The 21,633-nt window shown below is 52.5% G+C and carries 23 protein-coding genes; 20 read left to right on the top strand and 3 right to left on the bottom strand.

Translation table 11 applies throughout. The annotated features are described in order from the left end of the window. The 10 genes from A3842_RS14425 to A3842_RS14385 form a co-directional block, all read left to right on the top strand. Positions 1-764, top strand: a 764-nt coding sequence (locus A3842_RS14425; RefSeq protein WP_083609588.1) for an agmatine deiminase family protein, incomplete at its 5' end; no start/stop codon positions are given. 149 nt (positions 765-913) lie between these two features. Beyond that, positions 914-1,300: a GntR family transcriptional regulator gene (locus tag A3842_RS14420; protein ID WP_074101850.1), complete on the top strand. Its 387-nt coding sequence runs from the start codon at positions 914-916 to the stop codon at positions 1,298-1,300. Next, positions 1,297-2,199 carry an ABC transporter ATP-binding protein gene (locus A3842_RS14415; RefSeq protein ID WP_074101849.1) on the top strand — a complete coding sequence of 301 codons (903 nt, stop codon included), beginning with the start codon at positions 1,297-1,299 and terminating at the stop codon, positions 2,197-2,199. Before A3842_RS14420 ends, A3842_RS14415 begins: the two co-directional genes overlap by 4 nt. Further along, on the top strand, positions 2,153-4,231 hold the full coding sequence (locus A3842_RS14410) for a DUF6449 domain-containing protein (RefSeq protein WP_178382353.1): 2,079 nt from the start codon (positions 2,153-2,155) through the stop codon (positions 4,229-4,231). The genes A3842_RS14415 and A3842_RS14410 overlap by 47 nt, the downstream gene beginning before the upstream one ends. Positions 4,232-4,349: 118 nt before the next feature. Next, positions 4,350-4,490 (top strand): hypothetical protein, encoded by a 141-nt coding sequence (locus A3842_RS32540; RefSeq protein ID WP_167374734.1) that lies wholly within the window; start codon positions 4,350-4,352, stop codon positions 4,488-4,490. A 99-nt stretch (positions 4,491-4,589) separates the two neighbouring features. Next, positions 4,590-5,393: a nucleotidyltransferase domain-containing protein gene (locus tag A3842_RS14405; protein WP_074082990.1), complete on the top strand. Its 804-nt coding sequence runs from the start codon at positions 4,590-4,592 to the stop codon at positions 5,391-5,393. Between the two features lie 38 nt (positions 5,394-5,431). Beyond that, a complete protein-coding gene (locus A3842_RS14400) occupies positions 5,432-6,883 on the top strand; it encodes a 3' terminal RNA ribose 2'-O-methyltransferase Hen1 (RefSeq protein WP_074101847.1) in 1,452 nt (483 codons plus the stop codon). Then, on the top strand, positions 6,883-9,498 hold the full coding sequence (locus A3842_RS14395) for a polynucleotide kinase-phosphatase (RefSeq protein WP_074101846.1): 2,616 nt from the start codon (positions 6,883-6,885) through the stop codon (positions 9,496-9,498). The genes A3842_RS14400 and A3842_RS14395 overlap by 1 nt, the downstream gene beginning before the upstream one ends. A gap of 46 nt (positions 9,499-9,544) precedes the next feature. Beyond that, the gene (locus A3842_RS14390; RefSeq protein ID WP_074101845.1) at positions 9,545-10,102 is read left to right on the top strand and encodes an RNA 2'-phosphotransferase; all 558 of its coding nucleotides are present in this window, start codon (positions 9,545-9,547) and stop codon (positions 10,100-10,102) included. 40 nt (positions 10,103-10,142) lie between these two features. Then, positions 10,143-10,661, top strand: a complete 519-nt coding sequence (locus A3842_RS14385; RefSeq protein WP_074082993.1) for a mismatch-specific DNA-glycosylase — start codon at positions 10,143-10,145, stop codon at positions 10,659-10,661. A gap of 214 nt (positions 10,662-10,875) precedes the next feature. Here A3842_RS14385 and A3842_RS14380 read toward each other — a convergent pair whose 3' ends face one another. Beyond that, positions 10,876-11,835, bottom strand: a complete 960-nt coding sequence (locus A3842_RS14380) for an MraY family glycosyltransferase (protein WP_371916002.1) — start codon at positions 11,833-11,835, stop codon at positions 10,876-10,878. A 102-nt stretch (positions 11,836-11,937) separates the two neighbouring features. Between A3842_RS14380 and A3842_RS14375 the strand changes: the two genes are divergently transcribed. The 3 genes from A3842_RS14375 (at position 11,938) to A3842_RS32530 (ending at position 13,578) form a co-directional block, all read left to right on the top strand. Then, positions 11,938-12,621, top strand: a complete 684-nt coding sequence (locus A3842_RS14375; RefSeq protein WP_074082997.1) for a YjjG family noncanonical pyrimidine nucleotidase — start codon at positions 11,938-11,940, stop codon at positions 12,619-12,621. A gap of 102 nt (positions 12,622-12,723) precedes the next feature. Further along, a complete protein-coding gene (locus tag A3842_RS32535; protein ID WP_074101844.1) occupies positions 12,724-13,392 on the top strand; it encodes a stalk domain-containing protein in 669 nt (222 codons plus the stop codon). A gap of 9 nt (positions 13,393-13,401) precedes the next feature. Continuing rightward, positions 13,402-13,578: a hypothetical protein gene (locus A3842_RS32530; RefSeq protein WP_178381869.1), complete on the top strand. Its 177-nt coding sequence runs from the start codon at positions 13,402-13,404 to the stop codon at positions 13,576-13,578. Here the strand turns inward: A3842_RS32530 and A3842_RS14365 are convergent. After that, positions 13,575-14,558: a ring-cleaving dioxygenase gene (locus tag A3842_RS14365; protein ID WP_074101843.1), complete on the bottom strand. Its 984-nt coding sequence runs from the start codon at positions 14,556-14,558 to the stop codon at positions 13,575-13,577. The two genes, A3842_RS32530 and A3842_RS14365, sit on opposite strands and share 4 nt — an antisense overlap. 261 nt (positions 14,559-14,819) lie before the next feature. Between A3842_RS14365 and A3842_RS14360 the strand changes: the two genes are divergently transcribed. The 7 genes from A3842_RS14360 to A3842_RS14330 all read left to right on the top strand — a co-directional run bounded on the left by A3842_RS14360 (position 14,820) and on the right by A3842_RS14330 (position 20,723). Continuing rightward, positions 14,820-15,632, top strand: coding sequence for an AAC(3) family N-acetyltransferase (locus A3842_RS14360; RefSeq protein ID WP_074101842.1), 813 nt, complete (start codon positions 14,820-14,822; stop codon positions 15,630-15,632). 131 nt (positions 15,633-15,763) lie between these two features. Beyond that, the gene (locus tag A3842_RS14355; RefSeq protein ID WP_074101841.1) at positions 15,764-16,696 is read left to right on the top strand and encodes a manganese-dependent inorganic pyrophosphatase; all 933 of its coding nucleotides are present in this window, start codon (positions 15,764-15,766) and stop codon (positions 16,694-16,696) included. 329 nt (positions 16,697-17,025) lie between these two features. Further along, positions 17,026-17,466 carry an RrF2 family transcriptional regulator gene (locus A3842_RS14350; protein WP_074083005.1) on the top strand — a complete coding sequence of 147 codons (441 nt, stop codon included), beginning with the start codon at positions 17,026-17,028 and terminating at the stop codon, positions 17,464-17,466. Between the two features lie 91 nt (positions 17,467-17,557). Beyond that, positions 17,558-18,205 carry a nitroreductase family protein gene (locus A3842_RS14345; RefSeq protein ID WP_074101840.1) on the top strand — a complete coding sequence of 216 codons (648 nt, stop codon included), beginning with the start codon at positions 17,558-17,560 and terminating at the stop codon, positions 18,203-18,205. Positions 18,206-18,455: 250 nt separating this feature from the next. Further along, positions 18,456-19,157, top strand: coding sequence for a pirin family protein (locus A3842_RS14340; RefSeq protein WP_074101839.1), 702 nt, complete (start codon positions 18,456-18,458; stop codon positions 19,155-19,157). Positions 19,158-19,189: 32 nt separating this feature from the next. Next, on the top strand, positions 19,190-19,516 hold the full coding sequence (locus A3842_RS14335) for a hypothetical protein (RefSeq protein ID WP_074101838.1): 327 nt from the start codon (positions 19,190-19,192) through the stop codon (positions 19,514-19,516). 112 nt (positions 19,517-19,628) lie between these two features. Beyond that, on the top strand, positions 19,629-20,723 hold the full coding sequence (locus A3842_RS14330) for a Glu/Leu/Phe/Val family dehydrogenase (RefSeq protein ID WP_074101837.1): 1,095 nt from the start codon (positions 19,629-19,631) through the stop codon (positions 20,721-20,723). Positions 20,724-20,822: 99 nt separating this feature from the next. Here the strand turns inward: A3842_RS14330 and A3842_RS14325 are convergent, their stop codons facing one another. Continuing rightward, positions 20,823-21,521 (bottom strand): peptidylprolyl isomerase, encoded by a 699-nt coding sequence (locus tag A3842_RS14325; protein ID WP_074101855.1) that lies wholly within the window; start codon positions 21,519-21,521, stop codon positions 20,823-20,825. Positions 21,522-21,633: the final 112 nt, after the last annotated feature.

Below are 21,633 nucleotides of genomic sequence, written 5' to 3'. Positions count from 1 at the left end.
GGGGGTTCAATGCCTGGGGCGGCCTTCACGGGGGATTGTATTTCCCCTGGGATCTCGACATGCTGGTGAAACAAAAAGTGCTGGAGATCGAGCGTATGGACCGCTATGATCTTCAGCATTTTATTTTGGAGGGCGGTGCAGTCCATGTGGATGGTGAAGGCACACTGCTGACCACCAGTCAGTGCCTGCTGCACAAGAACCGCAATCCGCATCTGACGAAGCGGCAGATGGAGAAGCTTTTAAGGGATCACCTGAATATTACAAAAATCATCTGGCTGCCCCAGGGCCTGCATAGCGACGAGACAGATGGTCATATTGATGAGGTGGCGGCTTTTGTGAAGCCTGGAGAAGTAGTGATGAGCTGGACGGATGATCCGGATGACCCGCAGTATGCGGTGCTGGGCAGGGCCTATGAAATGTTGAGCCGGGAGAGGGACGCCAGGGGCCGCAGACTGGAGATTCACCGGCTGCATCTCCCGGACCGGTTGATGATAACGGACGAAGAAGCGCGGCGGATTGACACGGCCCATCACAGCTACTACCGGGGAGCAGGCACTGTTTTTGCAGCAACCTATGTAAATTTCTATATCTGCAACGGCGGTGTGATCATTCCCGCTTTTGGCGACCCGAGGGATGCAGAGGCACTGCGTACACTCCGTGGTTTATTCAAGGACCGCAGGGTAGTGCAGATCAATACGCGGGAAATCGCCCTCGGCGGCGGCAATATTCACTGCATCACCCAGCAGCAGCCAAGAGGGTGGTGAAGCTCTGCTGCTTAGCTATAGTAGAACTCTGAACGGCCCTGTTGGCCGTTTCTTTGTGTTGACATCCCTATCTGACTGTATTAATAATAGTAGTACAGTTAATACACTGAGATGCTTGCCAGAAGACAGCATACGAAAGGAGGACTGTCATGTTCGAATTGGACGTCCGCAGCCGCAAGCCGATCTATGAGCAGTTGACCGATAAGGTCAAAGAGATGATCATGCACGGAATTCTGCGGGCAGATGACCAGCTTCCGTCCGTAAGAACCTTATCCTCACAGCTTACAGTGAACCCCAACACGATTCAAAAGGCCTACCGGGAGCTGGAGCGTGAAGGCTATATCTATTCTTTGCAGGGCAAAGGGAGCTTTATAACCCCTTCGCAGCAAGGGCAGAACGAGAGCAAAAGAGCGGAGCTTCGGGAGGAATTGCTGCGCCTGATGGCGGAAGCAGTCTATCTGGGATTCACCGAAAGTGAGATAGGAGCGCTGTACCGCCAGGTGCTGGAGCAAAGAGAGGGAGGGGAGAACCCATGATCGAGATTCGCGGAGTCAGCAAGAGCTTTCAAGGTGAAAAGGCTGTGGACAGCCTGTCGCTGACTGTACATAAAGCAGCCATTTATGGACTGCTGGGCTCCAATGGTGCCGGAAAAACCACGCTGCTGAAGACACTTGCGGGCATCTACCGGCCTGACGAGGGAACGGTCCGCATTGGGAACAAACCGGTGTTTGAGAACCCGGAGGTGAAGCAAAGCCTAATCTTTATGCCGGACAGCCCTTACTTCTTCCCGCAGGCGTCGGTCAACAGCATGGCGGCCTACTACCGCTCGATTTATCCGGGGTGGAGTGACAAGCGTTTTGAGGAGCTGGGGACAGTGTTCCGGCTGGATACGGCACGCAAGCTAAGCCGCTTCTCGAAGGGGATGCAGCGCCAGGCGGCGTTCTGGCTCGCGCTAAGCTGTACACCTGATGTGCTCATCATGGATGAGCCGATTGACGGGCTGGACCCGGTGATGCGCCGGCAGATCAAAAATCTGCTGTTTCAGGAAGTCGCTGAGCGGGAGCTCACTGTGCTGATCTCTTCACATAATCTGCGGGAGATTGAGGATTTGTGCGATCATGTCGGCATTATGCACGGCGGCCGGATGCTGGTTGAGAAGGATCTCGATGACCTGAAGGCGGACACGCACAAGATTCAAGTGGCTTTCCGGGATGAGCGTCATGCGGCGGCACTGGCGGCCAAGCTGCAAATTCTCCATCAAGAGCAGCGGGGCAGCGTGAATCTCTATATCGTAAAAGGCGACCGGGAGCGGATTTCGCAAGCTTTTCATGTCTATGAGCCGTATGTGTTCGATCTGCTTCCCTTGACGCTGGAGGAAATCTTTATTTATGAAATGGGGGATGCCGGGTATGACGCACAGCCGATACTTCTTTAACAGCGGTGTAATCCGCCAGAATGTGCGCCAGCACGGCTGGATCGGAATCATATATACCCTGGGCCTGTTATTTTCACTCCCGTTGCAGCTGTTCATGAGCGGTAATTCAGGTACACAGCCCCAGAAGGTGGATAATCTGTTCCGCGTAGCAGGAGATATTCAGGGGCTGTTCATCGTCGTTCTTCCTGTAGCTGCAGGCTTGTTCGTGTTCCGCTACCTGCAGTCCAAAATGGCCTCCGATCTGTGGCATAGCCTTCCGCTGCGGCGGGAGCATCTGCTTACTGCCCATATGGCGAGCGGACTCGTTCTTCTGCTGCTTCCAGTCTGGCTAACCGCAGCGGTTACCGCCATCGTAACTCCGCTGGGCGGCAATATGTACATCTATTCTGGTGCAGATATTTGGAATTGGTGCCTGATCGTCAGTATTCTTACCCTGTTCCTTTTTGTGTTCAGCACTTTTGTTGGCATATGCACAGGGCAAACAGTGCTCCAGGGAATAATCACTTATATTCTGCTCATTCTTCCGGCAGCATTGTTTCAGCTGGTCAATTTCCATTTGGATACGTATCTGTATGGCTACCCGCAATGGTCCGGGTCCAGCGACAGTCTGTATATCTGGTCACCGCTGCTGCGTCTTATCACTTATACAAATGACATCTTTAGCGTAGCAGAGCTATGCATTTACGCGGCACTGTCGGTTGTATTCATCGCCTTATCCTTTGTGCTGTATCGAAATCGCCACGGGGAGAAGACAGGGCAGGCCATTGCCTTCACCTACTTCAATCCACTATTCAAAGCGGGTGTCATGCTCTGCGCCATGCTTCTCTCGGGGACTTATTTTACCTCTGTGAAACCTCATCAGCTGGGCTGGATGATCTGCGGTTATATTACTGGGGCTATACTGGGCTATATTGCTTCTGAGATGATTATCCGTAAAACCTGGCAGATCCTAACGCGTAAAGTGCCAATGGAGTTTGCAGTGTATGGTATTCTGCTGGGTTTGCTGCTCTACATTCCGGTATCCGGATTAACCGGATATGAGAGCCGGGTGCCCGCGGCGGAACATATCACGGGGGTGTATGCAGGAAGTAATTACCAGATTTACAATGACGATTCCTATCCGCGGGTATACAGTTTCAGAGCAAGCGTAGATTCATCCGGCGTGAATCAAGATCCTCCTTTGGCTAAGCCGGATTTCTACACTACCGATAAACAGTACGTTGAAGCGGTCCGCAGACTTCACCATGCCCTCGTAACGATGCGGCCAACGAATCAGGACTCAGTGATACACGATTCCCCTGGAGCCAGAATGTTCACTCTTGCCTATCAACTGGACAACGGGCGCAAGCTGGTGCGGCAGTACTGGATTCCGGGTGAGGGATTTGAACCGGAGATGAAGTCGGTTATGGAAAGCAAGGGCTTCAAACAGAATGAATATATGCTATATCAACTGGATGAGGACATAGAGAGCATCCGCCTTGGCTCCATTTATACCAATAAAGCTGTTACCATCTCTGATCCACAGGAGGTTAAGGAATTTACCGGGCTATTGAAGCAGGAAATTTTGAACATGAGCTATGAAGATCAGACTGGCGACCAGAAGCCGATCGCTACTACGCAGATGAACAGCAAGCCCAACCATAGAGGGTATGGTTTTTATTATGCCTTCGATTGGAAGCCTTCCTTTCATGAGCTGGGGAACTGGCTCGTTCAGAAGGGATATGCGGATAAGGTCCGTTCTACAGCACAAGATGTCATCTCCGCTGAACTGATCCAAGATGATTATGCCGGCAAGCTCCCTGAAGAGACTAGGTTTGACGCTGAACAACATGTGAAGCTGGCACGCAGTGAGAACCGTGCTGTTATCGTTAAGGGTGCGACAGAGATTAACGATATTCTGAGCCGCCAGCGCAATTTTACAGGCAAGAATGGCGATTATATGGTAAAGCTGGTCTATAAAGGCGGATTCATAGATTATGCTTCGCTGCATGAAGAAGACTTAGCGCCAGGCCTTAAAGCACTTATTCCCTAGAACTGGGTTGACAGAACCTGGAACCGTGGATTATGCTTTTGGAAATATTATGATGCCCACATCGCTAAGCGTATGCTTACGAAGTAATGCTAACCAAACTTTTAGGAGGTCAGGACAGATGAATGAACAAGGAAAACTATCGTACCCGAATCTTATCCATTTGCTTCCCATTTATCTGTCCGCCTCGTTCGGCAGGCTGGCCCTAGCAGCGGTTGATTCATTTCCGGCAGCAGCAAGTGATCTTGTTCACGGGAAGTAATTTGCCTGAATATGCATGAGGCGAAAGCATGGCCATGGACGATGGAGTCCATGGCCTTTTTCGACTTTTTATCTTGAAAAAGATTGGAGGAGATACATCATGTCTGAAATTCATCAATCCATTATCCGCGAGCTTCACGCCATCGAATCCGAGGAGGATGTCCGTATCCTGTACGCTTGTGAGTCCGGCAGCAGGGCCTGGGGCTTCCCCTCCAAAGACAGCGACTATGATGTGCGGTTCCTTTACCTGCGCCGCCCGGAAGCTTATCTCTCGATCTTCGGGCAGCGGGATGTCATTGAGCGTCCAATCAGTGACTTGCTGGATATTAACGGATGGGATCTGAAGAAAGGGCTGACCCTTTTCCGCAAATCCAACCCGCCGCTCCTGGAGTGGCTGCAATCCCCGATTCGTTATGAAGAGAACTATACCGTAGCAGACAGAATCCGCCGCTTGTCGCCGCTTGGATTTTCGCCCAAATCCTGCATTTACCATTATCTGAATATGGCCCGCGGGAATTACCGGACTTACCTTCAGGGCAGCGAGGTTAAGATCAAGAAGTATTTTTACGTTCTCCGGCCAATGCTGGCATGTGCCTGGATTGAGAAGTATCAGGAGGTGCCCCCTCTGGAGTTCACAGTGCTGGTAAAAGACCTGATTCCGGAAGGAACGGAGCTGAGAGAAACGGTCGATAGGCTGCTGGTCCGCAAAATGTCAGGCGATGAACTGAACCTGGAGCCTCGGCTTGAGTGTATTAACAAGTATCTGGAGCAGCAGATCAGCCATTTTGAAGAAGCGGCGGCTCGGTTTGGACCAGGAAACGGGGTAGAGGACCACGTGCTGGACGAACTGTTCCGTTCCGCACTGCTTGAGGTGTGGGGCGGAGAAAGCCGCTGGATCCCTTAGAGAGAAAATCGAGTAACGTAGAAGGAGAGATGGGCGCTATGCATTTAACAATCAGAGCAACGGGTGCGGGTGCGGGCATGCTGTCCCACCTGCTGGCCAAGAACCCCAGTAACCTGTATGAACGGATGGAAAAAGATTCGCGCGTGCGAATCGTCTTTACCGCCTCTTCCGAGGAGGAAGCCGAGGCAGTCATTTATGTCACGCCGGACCCGGTTGAGCTGGTAAAAGGCGATTCTTCGGCGCACAATGATATTACACAGTATATTAATGATCGTGAATTTGTGGTGAGCAGCCTGTTCTGTACTTACATCCGTTCCGCGCTGGGTACTGCACTGAACGGCAAGACGAAGGAAGCTTATGTGCCGTGGGTGGGACGGAAGCTGAATCTGGAGCTGGCCTTAGGCCCTGTAGCATCCAATTTACCGGACCGGACGCTTACGGAGCTGTTCACCGCTCTTGGCTATGAGGTGCTGCTGGAACGGGGCGATGCCGATTATGCCTTTGATCTGAAGAGCCGAAGCTCTGTCCGGTATATCCGGCTGAAAGGCATGCAGACGCTGCAAACAGCGCTCCGGCAGCTGTTCGTGCTGATCCCTGCGCTGGATGACTACAAGCATTACTATATCAGTGATGATGAGGTAGACAAAATCAGGCGCTACGGAGAGGGGTGGCTGGAGGATCACCCGCAGCGCGGGCTGATTCTGAAGCGCACTCTGCGCTTTGCCGGCGCGATCAAGCAGTATGAAGGATGGATGACCAGGGATGACAAGCAGATAGAGAATCGTACGCCGAACATAGCCTTAGCCGCGGGGACAGCGGGCGCCGGATTCCCGGTTGCCCTGGGATCAGACCCCTCTATGGAAACCGCAGAAGCGCCCAAAGTCAGACTGAATGATCTGCGTTATGCTGCGATCGCAGAGATCGTCGAGGGCCTTGTATCCAGGCGCAGAATCGTTGATTTCGGTTCCGGTGAAGGGAAGCTCTCGGCGAGGCTGGGAAGTGTGCCTGGGGTGCATGAGATCAAGGCGGTGGAGCCCTCTGCCTCAGCGCAGCTGCGGGCGATGGACCGCTTCGCCAAGATGGAAGGTAAGTCCGGTGTTACTGTGCCTGAGCCGGTGACAGGATCACTTTTTTATTACGATGAATCGCTGCGGGGCAAGGATGTGATGATTCTCTGCGAGGTCATCGAGCATATCGATGAATACCGGCTTGGCCGGGTGATGGATACGATTTTTCACGAATATGCCCCCGGTACATTGATTATTACTACACCGAACAAGGAATACAACGCAGTGTATGAGATGGATCAGGAGGAGATGCGCCATGGGGATCACCGCTTTGAGTGGAGCCGAGAGGCTTTTGCCGCTTGGTGTTCCCGCTGGACCCCGATCTATAATTATTCTGCAGAACTAAAGGGTATAGGCGAGTTCGATCCGAATTATGGTTACCCGACGCAGATGGCCATATTTACGAAGGGGGAAGCGTTGTAATGACGGACAGACAAGAAGGGCAGCGGGTGATTCCGTTCCCGCATGGAGGCATTGTTGTGCTCGTCGGGCCTTCAAACAGCGGCAAAACTACTCTGCTCCGCAGACTTGTGCAAGAAGGCGTGCTACTGCAGACGGAGATCGTCTCTTCCGATGAATACCGGACACTTGTAGGTGATGTTGAATATATCGACTGGAAAGGACGCTCCCGGGAGGAGGCGGATATCCTCTACAATGATTACCAGCTGCTGTCGAAGCTGGCTTTTGAGGCGATGAATACTGTTGTGTCCATGCGCTCCCGCCTGGGCAAGCTGACAGTGGTGGATGCGACACATCTGCAGCCCGAATACCGCAGGAAATATATCGATTTGGCAGCAGCCTATGATATCCCTTGCGCCGCCTGGATTTTGGATCTTCCGGAGCAGACGCTGCTTGAGCGGGACCGAGATCGGGACCAGCCGCGCGGCAGACAGCGTGTGAAGCAGCAGTTCGTCCAGTTCAAACGTTCACTCCGGGGATTGCGTGATGAAGGCTTCGACTTCACTTATATGCTCAAAGAAACGGAAACTGTGCAGTTTACCCGCAAAACGAACCCGCTGGTCGCTGAAATTGGCAATGGGATCGATGTGATCGGAGATATTCACGGCTGTTATGACGAAATGATGGAGCTGCTGGGACAGCTGGGCTATGTACCGGATGATGCCGGACTCTACCGGCATCCTGATGGCAGGATGCTGATTTCCGTAGGGGATGTGATGAGCCGGGGGCCGAAATCGCTGGATACGATGAGATTCTGGAAAAGGCACTGCGATGCCGGAATCGCCCGCATGATCGACAGCAACCATGGCTGGAAGATTGCCCGCTACCTCAGCGGTCGTAATGTAACCCTGAGCCATGGTGATGAGAATGTTGCGGTGGAGCTTGCGCAGCTAGCAAGTGAATCCGGTGAAAAAGCAGCCGATATGCTGAGGGAAGAGCTGAAGCAATTTCTGCTGTCTGCACCGAGCCATCTGGTCTTGTGCCATGAGGGTGTACGTCGTGTAGTGGTTGCCCATGCCGGAATCCGGGATGAATATATCGGCAAGCAGTCCAGGCGGATACAGGATTTCTGCCGCTATGGAGATACTGACGGCATGGATGCTTCAGGCGCCCCTGTCCGCAAGGAGTGGTATGTAGAGCACAAGTCGGGAGAGCTAATTATCTGGGGACATGACCCAAGGCCATACCCGGCAGTGGTGAAAGATACGGTCAACATTGATCAAGGTGCGGTATTTGGAGGCTCTTTAACGGCCTACCGCTACCCTGAGCAGCAGTTTGTCGGCGTCAAGGCATATAGGGATTATGCGCAGGACCCGGACAGTCCCCTGATCCGCTGGGAACGCGGGAGATTCTCACCCCCTAATCTGCGCAAGCTTGTGGAAGGTTATTCTGTCATGACAGAGGCTTATGGCGAAATTTCTGTGCGCGGTGAATTTGTAAAAGCCGCAATAGACACGGTATCACATTTTACTGTTCCTATGGAGGAACTCATCTACATTCCGCCAACGATGAGTCCGTCACCGGCAGTGTCTGCCGATGAAGCTTACCTGGAGCACCCGCGTGAAGCGATCGCCTACTTCCGCTCGCAGGGCGTGGGGACAATGGTTGCCGAGAAAAAACACATGGGCAGCCGCGCAGTTCTGCTGCTGTTCCGGGATGAAGCCGCTGCTGTGCCTTATGTGGGAAGTGAAGTACTCGGTACGATTTACACCCGTACCGGCAGGGCCTTCTTTGACAAGGATACCGAAGCGGTAGTACTGTCCCGGCTGAATGCAGATTTGCACCAAGCAGATTACTGGGCCTGCCATAATACGGACCTGCTGCTGCTCGATGCCGAAATTATCCCTTGGAATCTGAAGGCGCGTGAGCTGATCGCCACCCAGTATGCCCATGTCGCCGAAGCTGCTGCCATGGACCGCGAGCATGTTCTGGAGAAGCTGCGCGAAGCTGAGATTGCCGGACGTGATGTGTCGGGCTGGGTGCAGGAGATGGAGGGTAAGCTGAAGAACGCCCGTGTATTCCGCGAAGCTTTTCAGCAGTACTGCTGGGATACAAACGGCCTTGCCGGCGTCCGGATTGCCCCGTTCCATACGCTGGCGCACAGCGGGCAGAGCTTTTTTGACCATAGCCATATCTGGCACATGGAGCATAGCCGCGAGCTTGCCGGGTTGTCACCGCTCTTTATGGAGACAGAATACCGGACGATCACCAGTGAAGCAGACGAAGCAGACGTCATCCGCTGGTGGGAGGAGCTGACAGAGGATGGACATGAAGGCATCGTGATCAAGCCGGAGACCTTCATTGCCCGCAACGGCAGATCGATCATTCAGCCTGCCATCAAGGTCAGGGGCCGCAAATACCTGCACATTATCTATGGCATCGATTATCTGCAGCCGGACAATCTGTCCCGGCTCAAGCTGCGCAAAACCAGCAAAAAAGAGCGCCACGCCCTAATGGAATGCGCTCTGAGCGTAGAATCTGTGGAACGCTTCATCCGCAAGGAGCCGCTGGAGCGTGTGCATGAATGTGTGCTTGCCGCCCTTTCACTCGAATCCGATCCGGTGGACCCGCGGCTCTAAGCATAGAACAGTGAAGTTAGACCAAAGACCAAATGAGGTGTAACAAATGTTGAACCCAGATGCAGAGGTTTCACTCAGCAAATTTATGACCAAGATGCTCCGGCATACCCCGTCAGCGTATGGGCTGGTCCTTGATCCTGAGGACGGCTCCTGCCTGCTGGGGGATCTGCTGTGTGTCATCCATGCCGCCCCGAAATGGGCCGGCATCACTGTAGAGGACATCTGTCAGGTTGTCCGAAACAGCGAGAAGCAGCGCTTTGCCATTGAAGGTGAGCGTATAAAAGCGCGGTATGGGCACAGTCATGCCAAGCTTACATATGAGCCGGGAACCCCGCCTCCTATGCTGTATCATGGCACTAATCAATCTGCATTGTCCGCGATCCTGAAAGAAGGGCTGAAGCCGATGGGGAGGCAGTATGTACACTTGTCAGAGGGGCTCCATTTTGCCAGCTTGGCCGGGAGCCGCAGAGGCAGGCTGGTTCTGCTGAGCGTGGATACGGTTAGGGCTGTGCATTTGGGAGTAACCTTCTATTATGCGGGTAATGAGGTATGGCTGGCGGAGCCGGTTCCACCTGCTTGTATTGCCTTACGGGAAGAAGAGTAGCCGGGTACCGCCAGCTTCCAGCTTACAGGAGGGATGTCCCATGGATGAAGTGCCGGATCACCTCGATCACGGCTTGCAGATTGTATTTATCGGCTTCAATCCCAGTCTCCGTTCCGGAGAGCTGGGGCATCATTACGCCAATCCGCGCAATCATTTCTGGCGCATTCTCGAACACTCCGGCCTGACGCCCCGCCTCTATGATGCCTCGGAGGACGGAGAACTGCTCCGGCTAGGCTTGGGCTTCACCAACATCGTTGCCCGCCCGACACGTGGAGCGGAGGACATTACCCGTGGGGAATATGCGGAGGGACGTCAGATTCTCCGGGACAAGCTTACCCGCTACCGCCCGGAGATCGCCTGTTTTGTAGGCAAGGGGGTCTATACGGAATTCACCCGCAGAGCAAAGGCGGACTGGGGGTTTCAGGAGGAGCAGCCCCCGATCGTAGATGGCGTGAGGGAATTCGTGGCTCCTTCGTCCAGCGGCTTGGTACGAATGCCGATGCCGGAGATCGTGGCTATTTACCACAGGCTGTATGAGTATATTCAGGAAAATACTTGATTCCGCCCCACTGGCCGGATACGGGGCTGTAGCTGTATAAGCAAAGTTTCATGGAGTATAGCGATCCGTTAAAAAGTAGTGTTTGCACTACATAGGTCGCCGCTTTTGCTACTCGTAGCGCTCATTCGGCAGACCTGCACTCAACGCAAAACACCCTTGATGTTCAAGGGTGTTTTGCTGTATTACTGTGCCCTTACCCCTATCCCAGTCTGCGTCAGGTCTGGATCAGCAGCAGAATGATTGAGGAGAGCGACAGGCAGACGCTGGCCAGATAAAGGACGGCAACAACCTGCTTCTGGTTCAATCCGGCTTTGAGCAGACGGTAATGAACCTGGGTTGCATCGGCTTGATAAATCGACTTGCCTTGCACGAACCGTTTGATGACGACAAATAAATTGTCGAAGATCGGCACGCCCAGTGCGAGAATCGGGATGAACAGCGACAAGACCGTTGCCTGCTTGAATGCACCATCCAGTGCAATTACAGCCAGGATATAGCCGAGAAAGGTGGCGCCTGCATCACCCATGAAAATTTTGGCCGGGGCCTTGTTGTACCGCAGATAGGCAATGGTGACACCCACGAGAGTGATGGCCATCATGGCTGAGGCGGATTGCCCTTTGGCCAAAGCGACCACAAATAAAGTTACTGCGGAAATGGCCGTCAGCCCTCCTGCCAGACCGTCCATACCGTCCGAAAAATTAATCACAGTCGTCACGCCGAAGATCCAGAGAATGGTAAGCACAAATTGCAGGATTACCGGCAGCGAGATATAATCCCCGGAGAAGGGATTGAAGAATCCGGTGAACGCATTGCCCGACAGAAAGACCAGAATCGCAGCCGCGATCTGAACAATGAACTTCGGCAGCGCCGGGAAGTCCTTGCCCTTGGTTTTGTACCAGTCATCGATGGTGCCTATGGTCAGCAGGAGCACACCGCCAATGAACAGGGCGAGTGTACCCAGCGAGAGATCACGGGTAAACAGCAGGTATGTAATGAAAAATCCGATGAATATCGCATAGCTGGCTGTCAGCGGAATGGGCTCCCTATGTATTTTTCGCTCGACGTCCTGCCGGGGTTTGTCCACAAAATCGAGCCGGAAAGCAAGCCTGCCAAGCGGAGGAATAAGCAAATAGACGATGCAGAAGGACACCAGAAACGCTAGAACGTAAAAAATGACAATCACCGCCGTTACATTTTTTGAAAGAGCCTCTCTGAATTATATCGCAGATGGCAGGTGCTTGTCGACGAGACTCGAAATAGGAGGGAATATGGGAATATGAAATACGAGGTCATTTTATTTGATGCCGATGATACCCTGTTTGACTATGGAATGGCTGAGAGCAAGGCGCTGTACAATGCTTTTGTCCATTTTGGCTTGCCTACGGGCGCCGAGGATTATGCTGCAAGCTACCAAGAAATTAATAGGGCACTGTGGAAAGATCTGGAGCAAGGACGGACCACGTCTGCTGTGCTGCGGGTTGAACGGTTCAACCGGCTGTTTGCTGCGCATAAGCTCGAACTGAGTCCTGAAGCATTCAGTGAAGCCTATTTAAAGTTTCTGGGTGAAGGGACGTACCTGATTGAGGGGGCGGTGGAGCTGTGTCAGGAACTGAGCGGATACAGACTTGCGGTTATCACCAATGGGATCAAGGATGTACAGCTGTCCAGAATTCAGGGCTCGCCGCTAAGTGATACCTTTGAGCAGATCATTATTTCCGAAGAGACAGGCTATCAGAAGCCGGAAGCGGGGATTTTTGATTATGCTTTTGACAAGCTGGGGATCTCTGACCGGAGCAAAGTGCTGATTGTCGGTGATTCGTTGACCTCGGATATTCAGGGTGGAATGGGCTATGGCATCGACACTTGCTGGTTCAACCCGCTGGGCAAAGAAGGCGCTCCGGGCATTCATCCAACCTATGAGATCCGGGAGCTGTCCGGGCTTTTGGAGATTATCCGATAGTCCGGCTATATGGCCCTGAGATTGAAAACTTTCCCAGGTGTTAAATATATTAAGATACAATACTCATACTCTATTATTTAATTCTAATGGGAGAGGATCAACTTGAACAAAAAGTGGCTAATTGCCGCTGTCGCTGCAGGCATGACAATCACCGGATCGGCAGGTGTCTATGCAGGAGCCAAGCTGGAGCAGATCAAGGCCTATCTGAATCACAGTATTGGTGTGGTGGTGGATGGCACCCCTTATTGGCTGAAAGATGGCAATGGTAAAACCTTAACACCGATCACCTACGAAGGTATTACGTATTTGCCGGTCCGTTCAGTCGCCGATGCCCTGAAAGTACCGATAACTTATGATGCCGCGAACTATAAAGTGAGAATTGGCAGCGGCGCCGAGACTGGAGGAGCCACGGGAACAGGCGCTGGGACAACAACCCCCCCGGTGGAGAGCACAGTGCGGCCGGTGAACCTGCCGAAGGATTTTCCGATTCCGGAGGATGCCCTGATTGCGACTACACTGGATACGGACGCCGATGGGGTGAAGAAGGTGGCTTTTACCTACTCCACGCAGGAGACGTTGGAAACGATGGGTTTTGTGTACAGTGAATATGTGCGGATCAAACGGCTGGAGAATGCTTCCCAGACCGTAAGCGCCACTACAGTCAAAATCTCAGGCAGACTGGGCGGGACTAGCCCGCTGTCCATCACCGCCAAAGCTTCAACTGCGCGTCCGGGCTTCAATATCTTCACCATCACTTTCTCGGAGAGCTGATTATCCCTATTGTTTACAAAAAACAGCTGCGCCTTCAAAAGGTCGCAGCTGTTCAGCAGTAATTCCCTTGCTGAGTTGGTCTTCCAGAACCGCAGCGGAGTGCAGCCGCCTTGTAAGCTGTGCAGGTTCCAGCCCAATCACTGGATTATGCCTGCTGCCGTGCATCCGGCCGAATCACTGGATTAAGCTTGCTGCCGAGTATCCAGCGGCTTCAGGTGCGCTTCAATCTGCTCGCGCTTCGCTTCGAGGAAAGGCGGCAGGGCCAGGGACTCGCCCAGATGCTCAATATCCTCATCCGTGGCAAAGCCCGGGCCGTCTGTTGCCAGCTCGAACAGGATACCGCTCGGCTCACGGAAGTACAGGGAGCGGAAATAAAAACGGTCCACGAAACCCGAGTTCGGGAGCTGGTAGCTGCCGATCCGCTCGATCCATTGCTTCAGCTCGTCGGCGTTGTCTACGCGGAAGGCCACGTGATGAACACCGCCGCGTCCGAGCCGTTCCTGAGGCAGATCTTTGCGTTCTTCCAGATGGATCTCCGAGCCGGAGCCGCCTTCGCCGGTCTCGAATACAATGACATCCGGCTGCCCGACAACCGGGGAAGGATAGCTGCCTTTACGGCGGAACCCGAGCAGATCCACAAGTACTTTTGCGGAAGACTCTGCCGTCTCAACGGTCAAATGGACCGGACCCAGACCGAGGATGCCGTAAGCCGCCGGAACCGGACTTTTAGCCCAAGGCTTGCCGCCTGCAACACCCTGATTATGCTCATCCGATACAAGAATCAGGCGCTGCCCCTCGTGATCCCGGAAGGATAGCGTTTGGCGTCCTCCGCGATCTGTGATCTCGTCATGCTCCACCTGGAACTGCTCGAACCGCTGGGTCCAATACTCAAGTGACTTATCGTCCGGCACCCGGAGCGACAGTGCGGAAATACTGTTATTACCGTCACGGTTGCGCCCTGCGTTCGGAATCTCGAAGAAGGTGACTTCCGTACCGGGATTGCCTACTTCGTCCCCGTAGAACAGATGGTAGACGGAGACGTCATCCTGGTTGACTGTTTTTTTGATCAGGCGCAGTCCAAGTACCTCGGTATAGAATTTGAAGTTTTCCGGGGCTCTGGCGGTTAGGGCCGATACATGGTGAAGACCTTTTAATGTTAAACTCATGATAGTTCCTCCTCAAAGGCATGGATTGAAGTACTGATAACAGGGTTTATTATGAATGTGATGTAAAGTATATAATTATTATTAAGTTACTTACATTTTAATAGTAAAATGAATAATTGGCAAGTAAGAATTTCATTACCTTGAAATACAAGGATCTGCAGGGTTTCAACTATAAACGATCCTTCTATACTTGGAGATTAAGGAAGCTGCCTCTTTCAGGGACAGTTAACCCTTCTCTTCTTATCTGCAAAGGAGAGCGATATGATACATACACAAATTAGCTTGATGGAGCAGCTGAAAGGAATGGGGATTGATCCGCAGGGGACACTCCTCGTCCATTCTTCGCTGAAGAGTATCGGGGAAGTCCAGGGAGGTGCAGACACAGTACTGGATGCGCTCTCTGCCTATATGAAACAAGGCCTATTGGTTCTCCCAACGCATACCTGGTCTTATATCGATGCGGATAATCCGCGATTCTCCGTCCAGGAGTCCCCTTCGTGTATCGGCATCCTGCCGGAGCTCTTCCGGAAACGGGCGGACGTTATCCGTTCGTGGCATCCGACCCATTCTGTAGCAGCACTGGGTAAGGATGCGGCTGCATTCACCGCCGGTGATGAGCGCTGGGATACGCCTTGTGCCCGCGGTTCCGTCTATGGCAAACTTCTGGACCGCCAGGCGGACATTATGCTGCTTGGTGTAGATTTGCGGCGGAATACCTTCATCCACGGAATTGAAGAATGGCTCGATATTCCCGGCAGAATGACGGATGAGCATGAGCAACTGTACACGGTGACACCCGGCGGGGAAAAGCTTCCAGTCCCTTCGCGGAGGCACTGCGGACTCTCCTGGTCGCAGCATTTCTGGAAGGTAGAGCGGGTGCTTGAGCAAGGCGGAGCACTGCGCAGAGGCCGTTTTGGAGATGCGCCTGTGATGATCTGCGGGACAGTGGCAACAACGGATATTCTAAGCCGTATGCTGCGCAGCAATCCGGATCTCTTCTCGGACAATGAACCATTGGATGGTTTAGAGGTGCCCGAGCCGCTGCCCAAGACCAAGCGGGCTGTTCCGGATTGACTGCGCACCAGATGTGCCTCCTTGGCTTAGTCAAATAGGTAATGAATTTCAGGTTCTTGTCCGCAATCTGGCGGGCAGCTATCAATGTATGGTATATTATTCTCACAAAAAACATAGTAAGGAGATTGGAAATGGAAAAAACTTTGATTTTTGGACACAAAAATCCGGATACGGATACTATCTGTTCGGCTATCGCTTATGCGGCATTGAAGAAGGAACTGGGCTGGGATGCTGAGCCGGTTCGTCTCGGCGAAGTCAGCGGCGAAACTCAGTATGCGCTGGACCACTTCGGCGTGCAGGCTCCGCGCCTGGTTGAGAATGTAGCAAGCGAAGCTAAACAGGTCATTCTGGTTGACCATAACGAACGCCAGCAAAGTGCGAATGATATCGATCAGGTCCGTGTGGTCGAGGTTATTGACCACCACCGGATCGCTAATTTTGAAACGGCTCATCCGCTGTACTACCGTGCTGAACCCGTAGGCTGCACAGCAACGATCCTTAACAAGCTGTACAAAGAAAACGGAGTAGCTGTTCCAAAGGATATCGCCGGTCTGATGCTGTCCGCCATCATTTCCGACTCCCTGCTGTTCAAATCGCCTACCTGCACCGAGCAGGATGTGGCGGCTGCGCGCGAGCTGGCGGCCATCGCCGGTGTTGACGCTGACAGCTACGGTCTTGCCATGCTCAAGGCGGGTGCCGATCTAAGCGACAAGAGTATCGCCCAACTGATCTCCCTGGATGCCAAGGAATTCAAAATGGGTGAATACAAAGTGGAGATTGCCCAGGTAAACGCTGTAGATGTGAACGATGTGCTCTCCAAACAAGCTGAACTGGAAGCAGCCTTGACTGCAATCATTGATGACAAAGGCCTGGATCTTTTCCTGTTCGTAGTTACAGATATCCTGAACAATGATTCCGTAGGTTTGGCCCTGGGCCGTGTGGCAGGTGCGGTTGAGCAGGCTTACAATGTGAAGCTGGACGACAACAAAGCTGTTCTGAAGGGTATCGTTTCCCGTAAATCACAGATCGTTCCAGTTCTGACTGAAACCATTGCCAAGCTGTAACAGACAGGCCCGGTAAGCGGAGTTATTCAGCAATTCATTGGATAGAGTTATGACACAGCCCGGCTGTGTGCCTTCTTTATGGGAGGCCCGCAGCCGGTTTTTGTATATATAGGCTATCTCAGCAACTTATTTCCGAAAAGAAGGGAAGCTTCTGGTTCAACTCCGTGGAATACTCCTATATGTTTAATGAGAAAGGTAATCGTTTCTAAAATGCAGATTTCCATGGTTTAGCGGACAGCATAATTACAGCAGAAGGTGAATCCTTTTGCCAAAAGGACCCGCAGACTCTATACTTAAGCTTACATCGAAGTGTAAAGGAGCGGAGGAATATGACTAGAACACGAAACAGCGGAGCTCTTCAATATAAATCGTTTGGTCTGGTTCTGCAGGCACTTGTGATTATGGCCCGTAAAGAGGGCAATACCTGTTCCAGCTGTGAAATTGCCGGGCATTTGTCGTCCGAACCCACCGTTCTGAGAAAAGCTCTGGCCAAGCTGACCAAGGAACACATTCTGGTGACCCGTGAAGGGCGGGATGGCGGCTACATGCTGAACCGTTCCCCGGAAGACCTGACGCTGGCTGAAATATACAGCGCCATGGAGGCCTGCGGGGTGCGCAGCAATACTGTGAATGAGACGATGTGCGAGAACGCTTTTGGGCGGCAGATGAAAGGCGCATGCGGAGACATTCTGGAAGAGATGGATCAGAGTGCAGTAGCTGTTCTGCAGAAGTATACCCTGGCAGATCTTGTGCGCCGAACGGAATGTTGACAGGGTGCTTTTTTATGAATTATACTGTGCTTATTAAATCACAGTTAAACGCATGACAATAAAACAGGGATAGGAAGAGGAGGAATAAGTTATGGCAGCAGAACTGAAAGTAGAACAGGAATTCAGCAAGGTGATTCGGGAACGGCGTTCGGTGCGGAAGTATGATCCTTCCTGGAAGATTTCAGATGAGGAGATCAAGGAGCTTCTTGCAGAGGCTACCCTGGCTCCATCTTCCTCCAATCTTCAGCCATGGCGGTTCATCGTCATTACTGATCAGGAAATTAAGGGGAAGTTACTGCCTGTCGCGTTCAATCAGGCGCAAGTAACGGAGGCTTCGGCGGTGATCGCTGTACTTGGAGATACGGAAGCTTACAGCAACGCGGAAGCAATCTATGGTCATGCCAGTGCTAACGGGCTTATGCCGGAGGATGTTGCTGCCGCTATGGCCAAACGCAGCCGTGAAGGCTATTCCAGCCTGCCGAAGGAAAAGCTGGAGGACATAGCCCTGGTAGACGGCGGGCTGGTATCCATGCAGCTGATGCTTGCAGCCAGAGCCAGAGGCTATGACACGGTGCCGATGGGTGGTTTTGACCCTGCGGGTCTCAAAGAGTTGTTCCAGATCTCTGACCGTTATATTCCGGTGATGCTGATTGCGCTTGGCAAGGCTTCAGTGGAAGGACGGCCAACAGGCCGCTTGCCGCTGGAAGAGATTGCTTACTGGAACGGCTTCCAGGCATAAGCCGGACGGACATCCTCTTATTTACGGATATCTCAGTTTTACTGCAAGACGCTCTAAACCCCGGTTTCGCTGTCCCTATGGGGATGGTGAGGCCGGTTCTTTTGGAGATCAGGTATCTTCCTTGATCGAGGACGATGCCTTTTTTGTTGGTCGGAATCTTGTGGGCTGCTGTTCATTTCTGGTTTCCGGCGCTTTCTGCTACACTAGGATTAGCTGGATTGATCCATGAATTATCTCAGGAGGGGATCACATGATACGAGTATACCCGGCGGAATCCGCCCATCATTTTGACCATGGCTGGCTGAAAGGGATGCACAGCTTTTCGTTCGGTGATTATTATGATCCTGCCAACACGGCTTTTGGGCCCATGCGCGTCTGCAATGATGATATCATCGCTCCGGGAAGAGGCTTTGGTGCTCACCCGCACAGCGATATGGAGATTGTCTCCATTGTGCTGTCCGGCACGCTCCGGCATGAGGACAACCTCGGCAATGTGGTTGAGACAACTTTTGGCGGCATCCAGCGGATGTCGGCAGGTACGGGGGCTATCCATACCGAGCATAATCCCTCGGAGTCGGAACCGGTAAGGCTGCTCCAGTTATGGTTCATGCCGCGTACCCGGGGTACAGCACCTTCCTACGGTACTGGCCGTTTTGATCCCGCGAAGCTTGAGGGAAAACTGCTGCCTGTAGTAGCGGCTGTGAGTACAGAAGAGGTTGTGGGGATCGCTCAGGATATGACGATCTATCTGGGCCGGGTGAAAGCCGGAGAGCAGCTGAAACATCAGCAAAATCCCGGACGGCGGATATATGTTTACTTAATAGAGGGGCAGATTGAGCTGGGCGGAAATGTGCTTCGTCATTCCGGAGATTCTGCTCGGATCGAAGAGGTTAGCGGGCTGAGTCTTGTCGCGAGTGAAGATGCTTTTGTCATGCTGATTGATCTGCCCTAATATTTGTATATTCGCACAAGGAGGGAACAGCGATGGAACAGGAGAGAGTTCTAATAAAACATTCTGTAACCGGACGTATGCTGGTCAACAGCACAGAAGGAGTGTCCTACACCTTTGACCAACAGGGAGGTCTGACCCTGATCACTCTGTGTGGGGTATCTGCCGAGAAAGGACAAGCGGTTGTGGAGCTGAAGAGCGAACTGAATGTTTTCCGTTTCGAAGAACCGGAAGCTGGCCCTGCCATCAAACATTGGTATTATGTCGGGGATAATCCAGTGAACTATGATAGCTCTTCCAGATGTCTGAAGATCACTGTGCAGTCGGAAATCGAATATCGTCCGGATCAATACTGGAAATAAGTTTATTTTCATGGGATGAAAAGGATAAAACACATTGACAATATTCTCTAAAAGTACTAGCTTTGTTATGAAACATAACATGAAAAAAGTAGAGATAGGAGTAATGAGACCAATGGAATTGTTTGCAGCAATGGAGCGGGACGACTACGAGGAACTGTTGTTTTGTCAGGACAAGGCATCGGGACTTAAAGCCATTATCGCCATTCATGACACAACACTGGGTCCCGCACTGGGTGGAACAAGAATGTGGACCTATGCTTCGGAGGAGGACGCGATTGTAGATGCGCTCCGGCTGTCCAAAGGAATGACTTACAAGAATGCTGTAGCCGGGCTCAATCTGGGCGGCGGCAAGACGGTAATCATCGGGGACCCCAAAAAAGACAAAAACGAGGCGATGTTCCGTGCCTTCGGCAGATACATACAAGGTTTGAACGGCCGCTACATTACAGCCGAAGATGTGGGCACCACGGAAGCGGACATGGATATCATCCATCAGGAAACGGATTATGTGACCGGGATTTCGGCAACCTATGGTTCTTCCGGCAATCCGTCCCCGGCTACGGCTTTTGGCGTATACCAAGGGATGAAGGCAGCGGCGAAGGCGGCTTTTGGCAGCGATTCTCTGGAAGGGAAGACCGTTGCAGTGCAAGGTGTCGGCAATGTATCCTTCACACTGTGCAAGTATTTGCATGAGGAAGGTGCACAGCTGATTGTAACCGATATTAACAAAGAAGCGGTGAAGCGGGCGGTAGAGGCCTATGGGGCCAGAGCGGTTGATCCTGCAGACATCATCTCTGTCAAAAGTGATATTTATGCGCCCTGCGCCCTCGGCGCGACGATCAATGATGACTCGATTCCGCTTCTTCAGGCGAAGGTTGTCGCCGGTGCTGCCAACAATCAGCTGAAAGAACCGCGTCATGGAGACACCTTACATGAGATGGGAATCGTATACGCTCCTGACTACGTCATTAATGCGGGCGGTGTAATCAATGTGGCTGATGAACTGAACGGATACAATAAGGAACGCGCCTTCAAGCAGATTGCCAAAATCTATGACAGTATTTCGCGGGTGCTGGAAATCTCCTCTACCAGTGGAATACCTGCTTATGCGGCGGCAGATCATCTGGCTCAAGAGCGCATCAACCTGCTGCGGAACAGCCGCAGCACATTCCTGCGTGACAGTCACCATGTGCTCAGCAGAAGATAACAGCTGCGGATATAGTAAAAAGCCTCTTTTCCGGGATGGGAAAAGAGGCTTTTTGCATATGTGCCGGAGATTCATGAGTAGATGTAGCCTGGAAAAAGCCTACTGTACCTTTTGCGGTTCCGGATAAGTTACGCCTAGCGTATCCACGGTGACCTTCTTCATGACCGGCGGTTGTTCCGGACGGTCTGAGCTGTCACGGGGCAAATTCACGATGGCATCTACTACATCCTGGCCTTCGGTAACCTTCCCGAAAGCAGCATATTGGCCGTCCAGGCTTGGATACGCAGCAGCCATAATGAAGAACTGGGAGCCGCCGGAGTTCATATCCTCGCTTCTTGCCATCGACAGTACGCCCTGCGTGTGCGCCAGATTGTTGGTGAAGCCGTTCGCTGTGAATTCACCTGGGATGCCGTAGCCTGGTCCGCCCGTGCCCGTGCCATCCGGATCTCCGCCCTGAATCATGAAGCCTGGAATGACGCGGTGGAAGATTGTTCCGTCATAGAAGCCTTTTTGAATCAAAGAGATGAAGTTATTGACGGTATTAGGAGCGACCTCAGGGTACAGTTCGGCCTTAATGATGCCGCCGTTATCCATCTCTATCGTGACTACCGGATGGCTGGCGGTTGCCACAGGCACACCTTCAGTCGGTGCCGCAGCGCTCTCTTGAGGAGCAGGACTCGCTGCATTGCCCGATGTATTACCCGCTGCACTGCTGCTGTTTCCGCTATTGGCTGAACTGTTGTTATTCCCGGGCTTGTTACCGCAGCCAGTGGCAATCACCAGCAGGAGGCTCATCATCAGCAGCAGGATGACGGGATTTCTTCTTGTACGCTTCACGTTCTTAATCGCTCCTTTGATCTATAATTATCGTAGTTCATCTACCCTATCATACCCCGTTTGTCCTGCTCCT

The sequence above is a fragment of the Paenibacillus sp. P3E genome, from assembly GCF_001909045.1.
GTDB classification, from domain to species: domain Bacteria; phylum Bacillota; class Bacilli; order Paenibacillales; family Paenibacillaceae; genus Paenibacillus_AQ; species Paenibacillus_AQ helianthi.
This window is presented reverse-complemented; position numbering and strand designations above follow the sequence as displayed.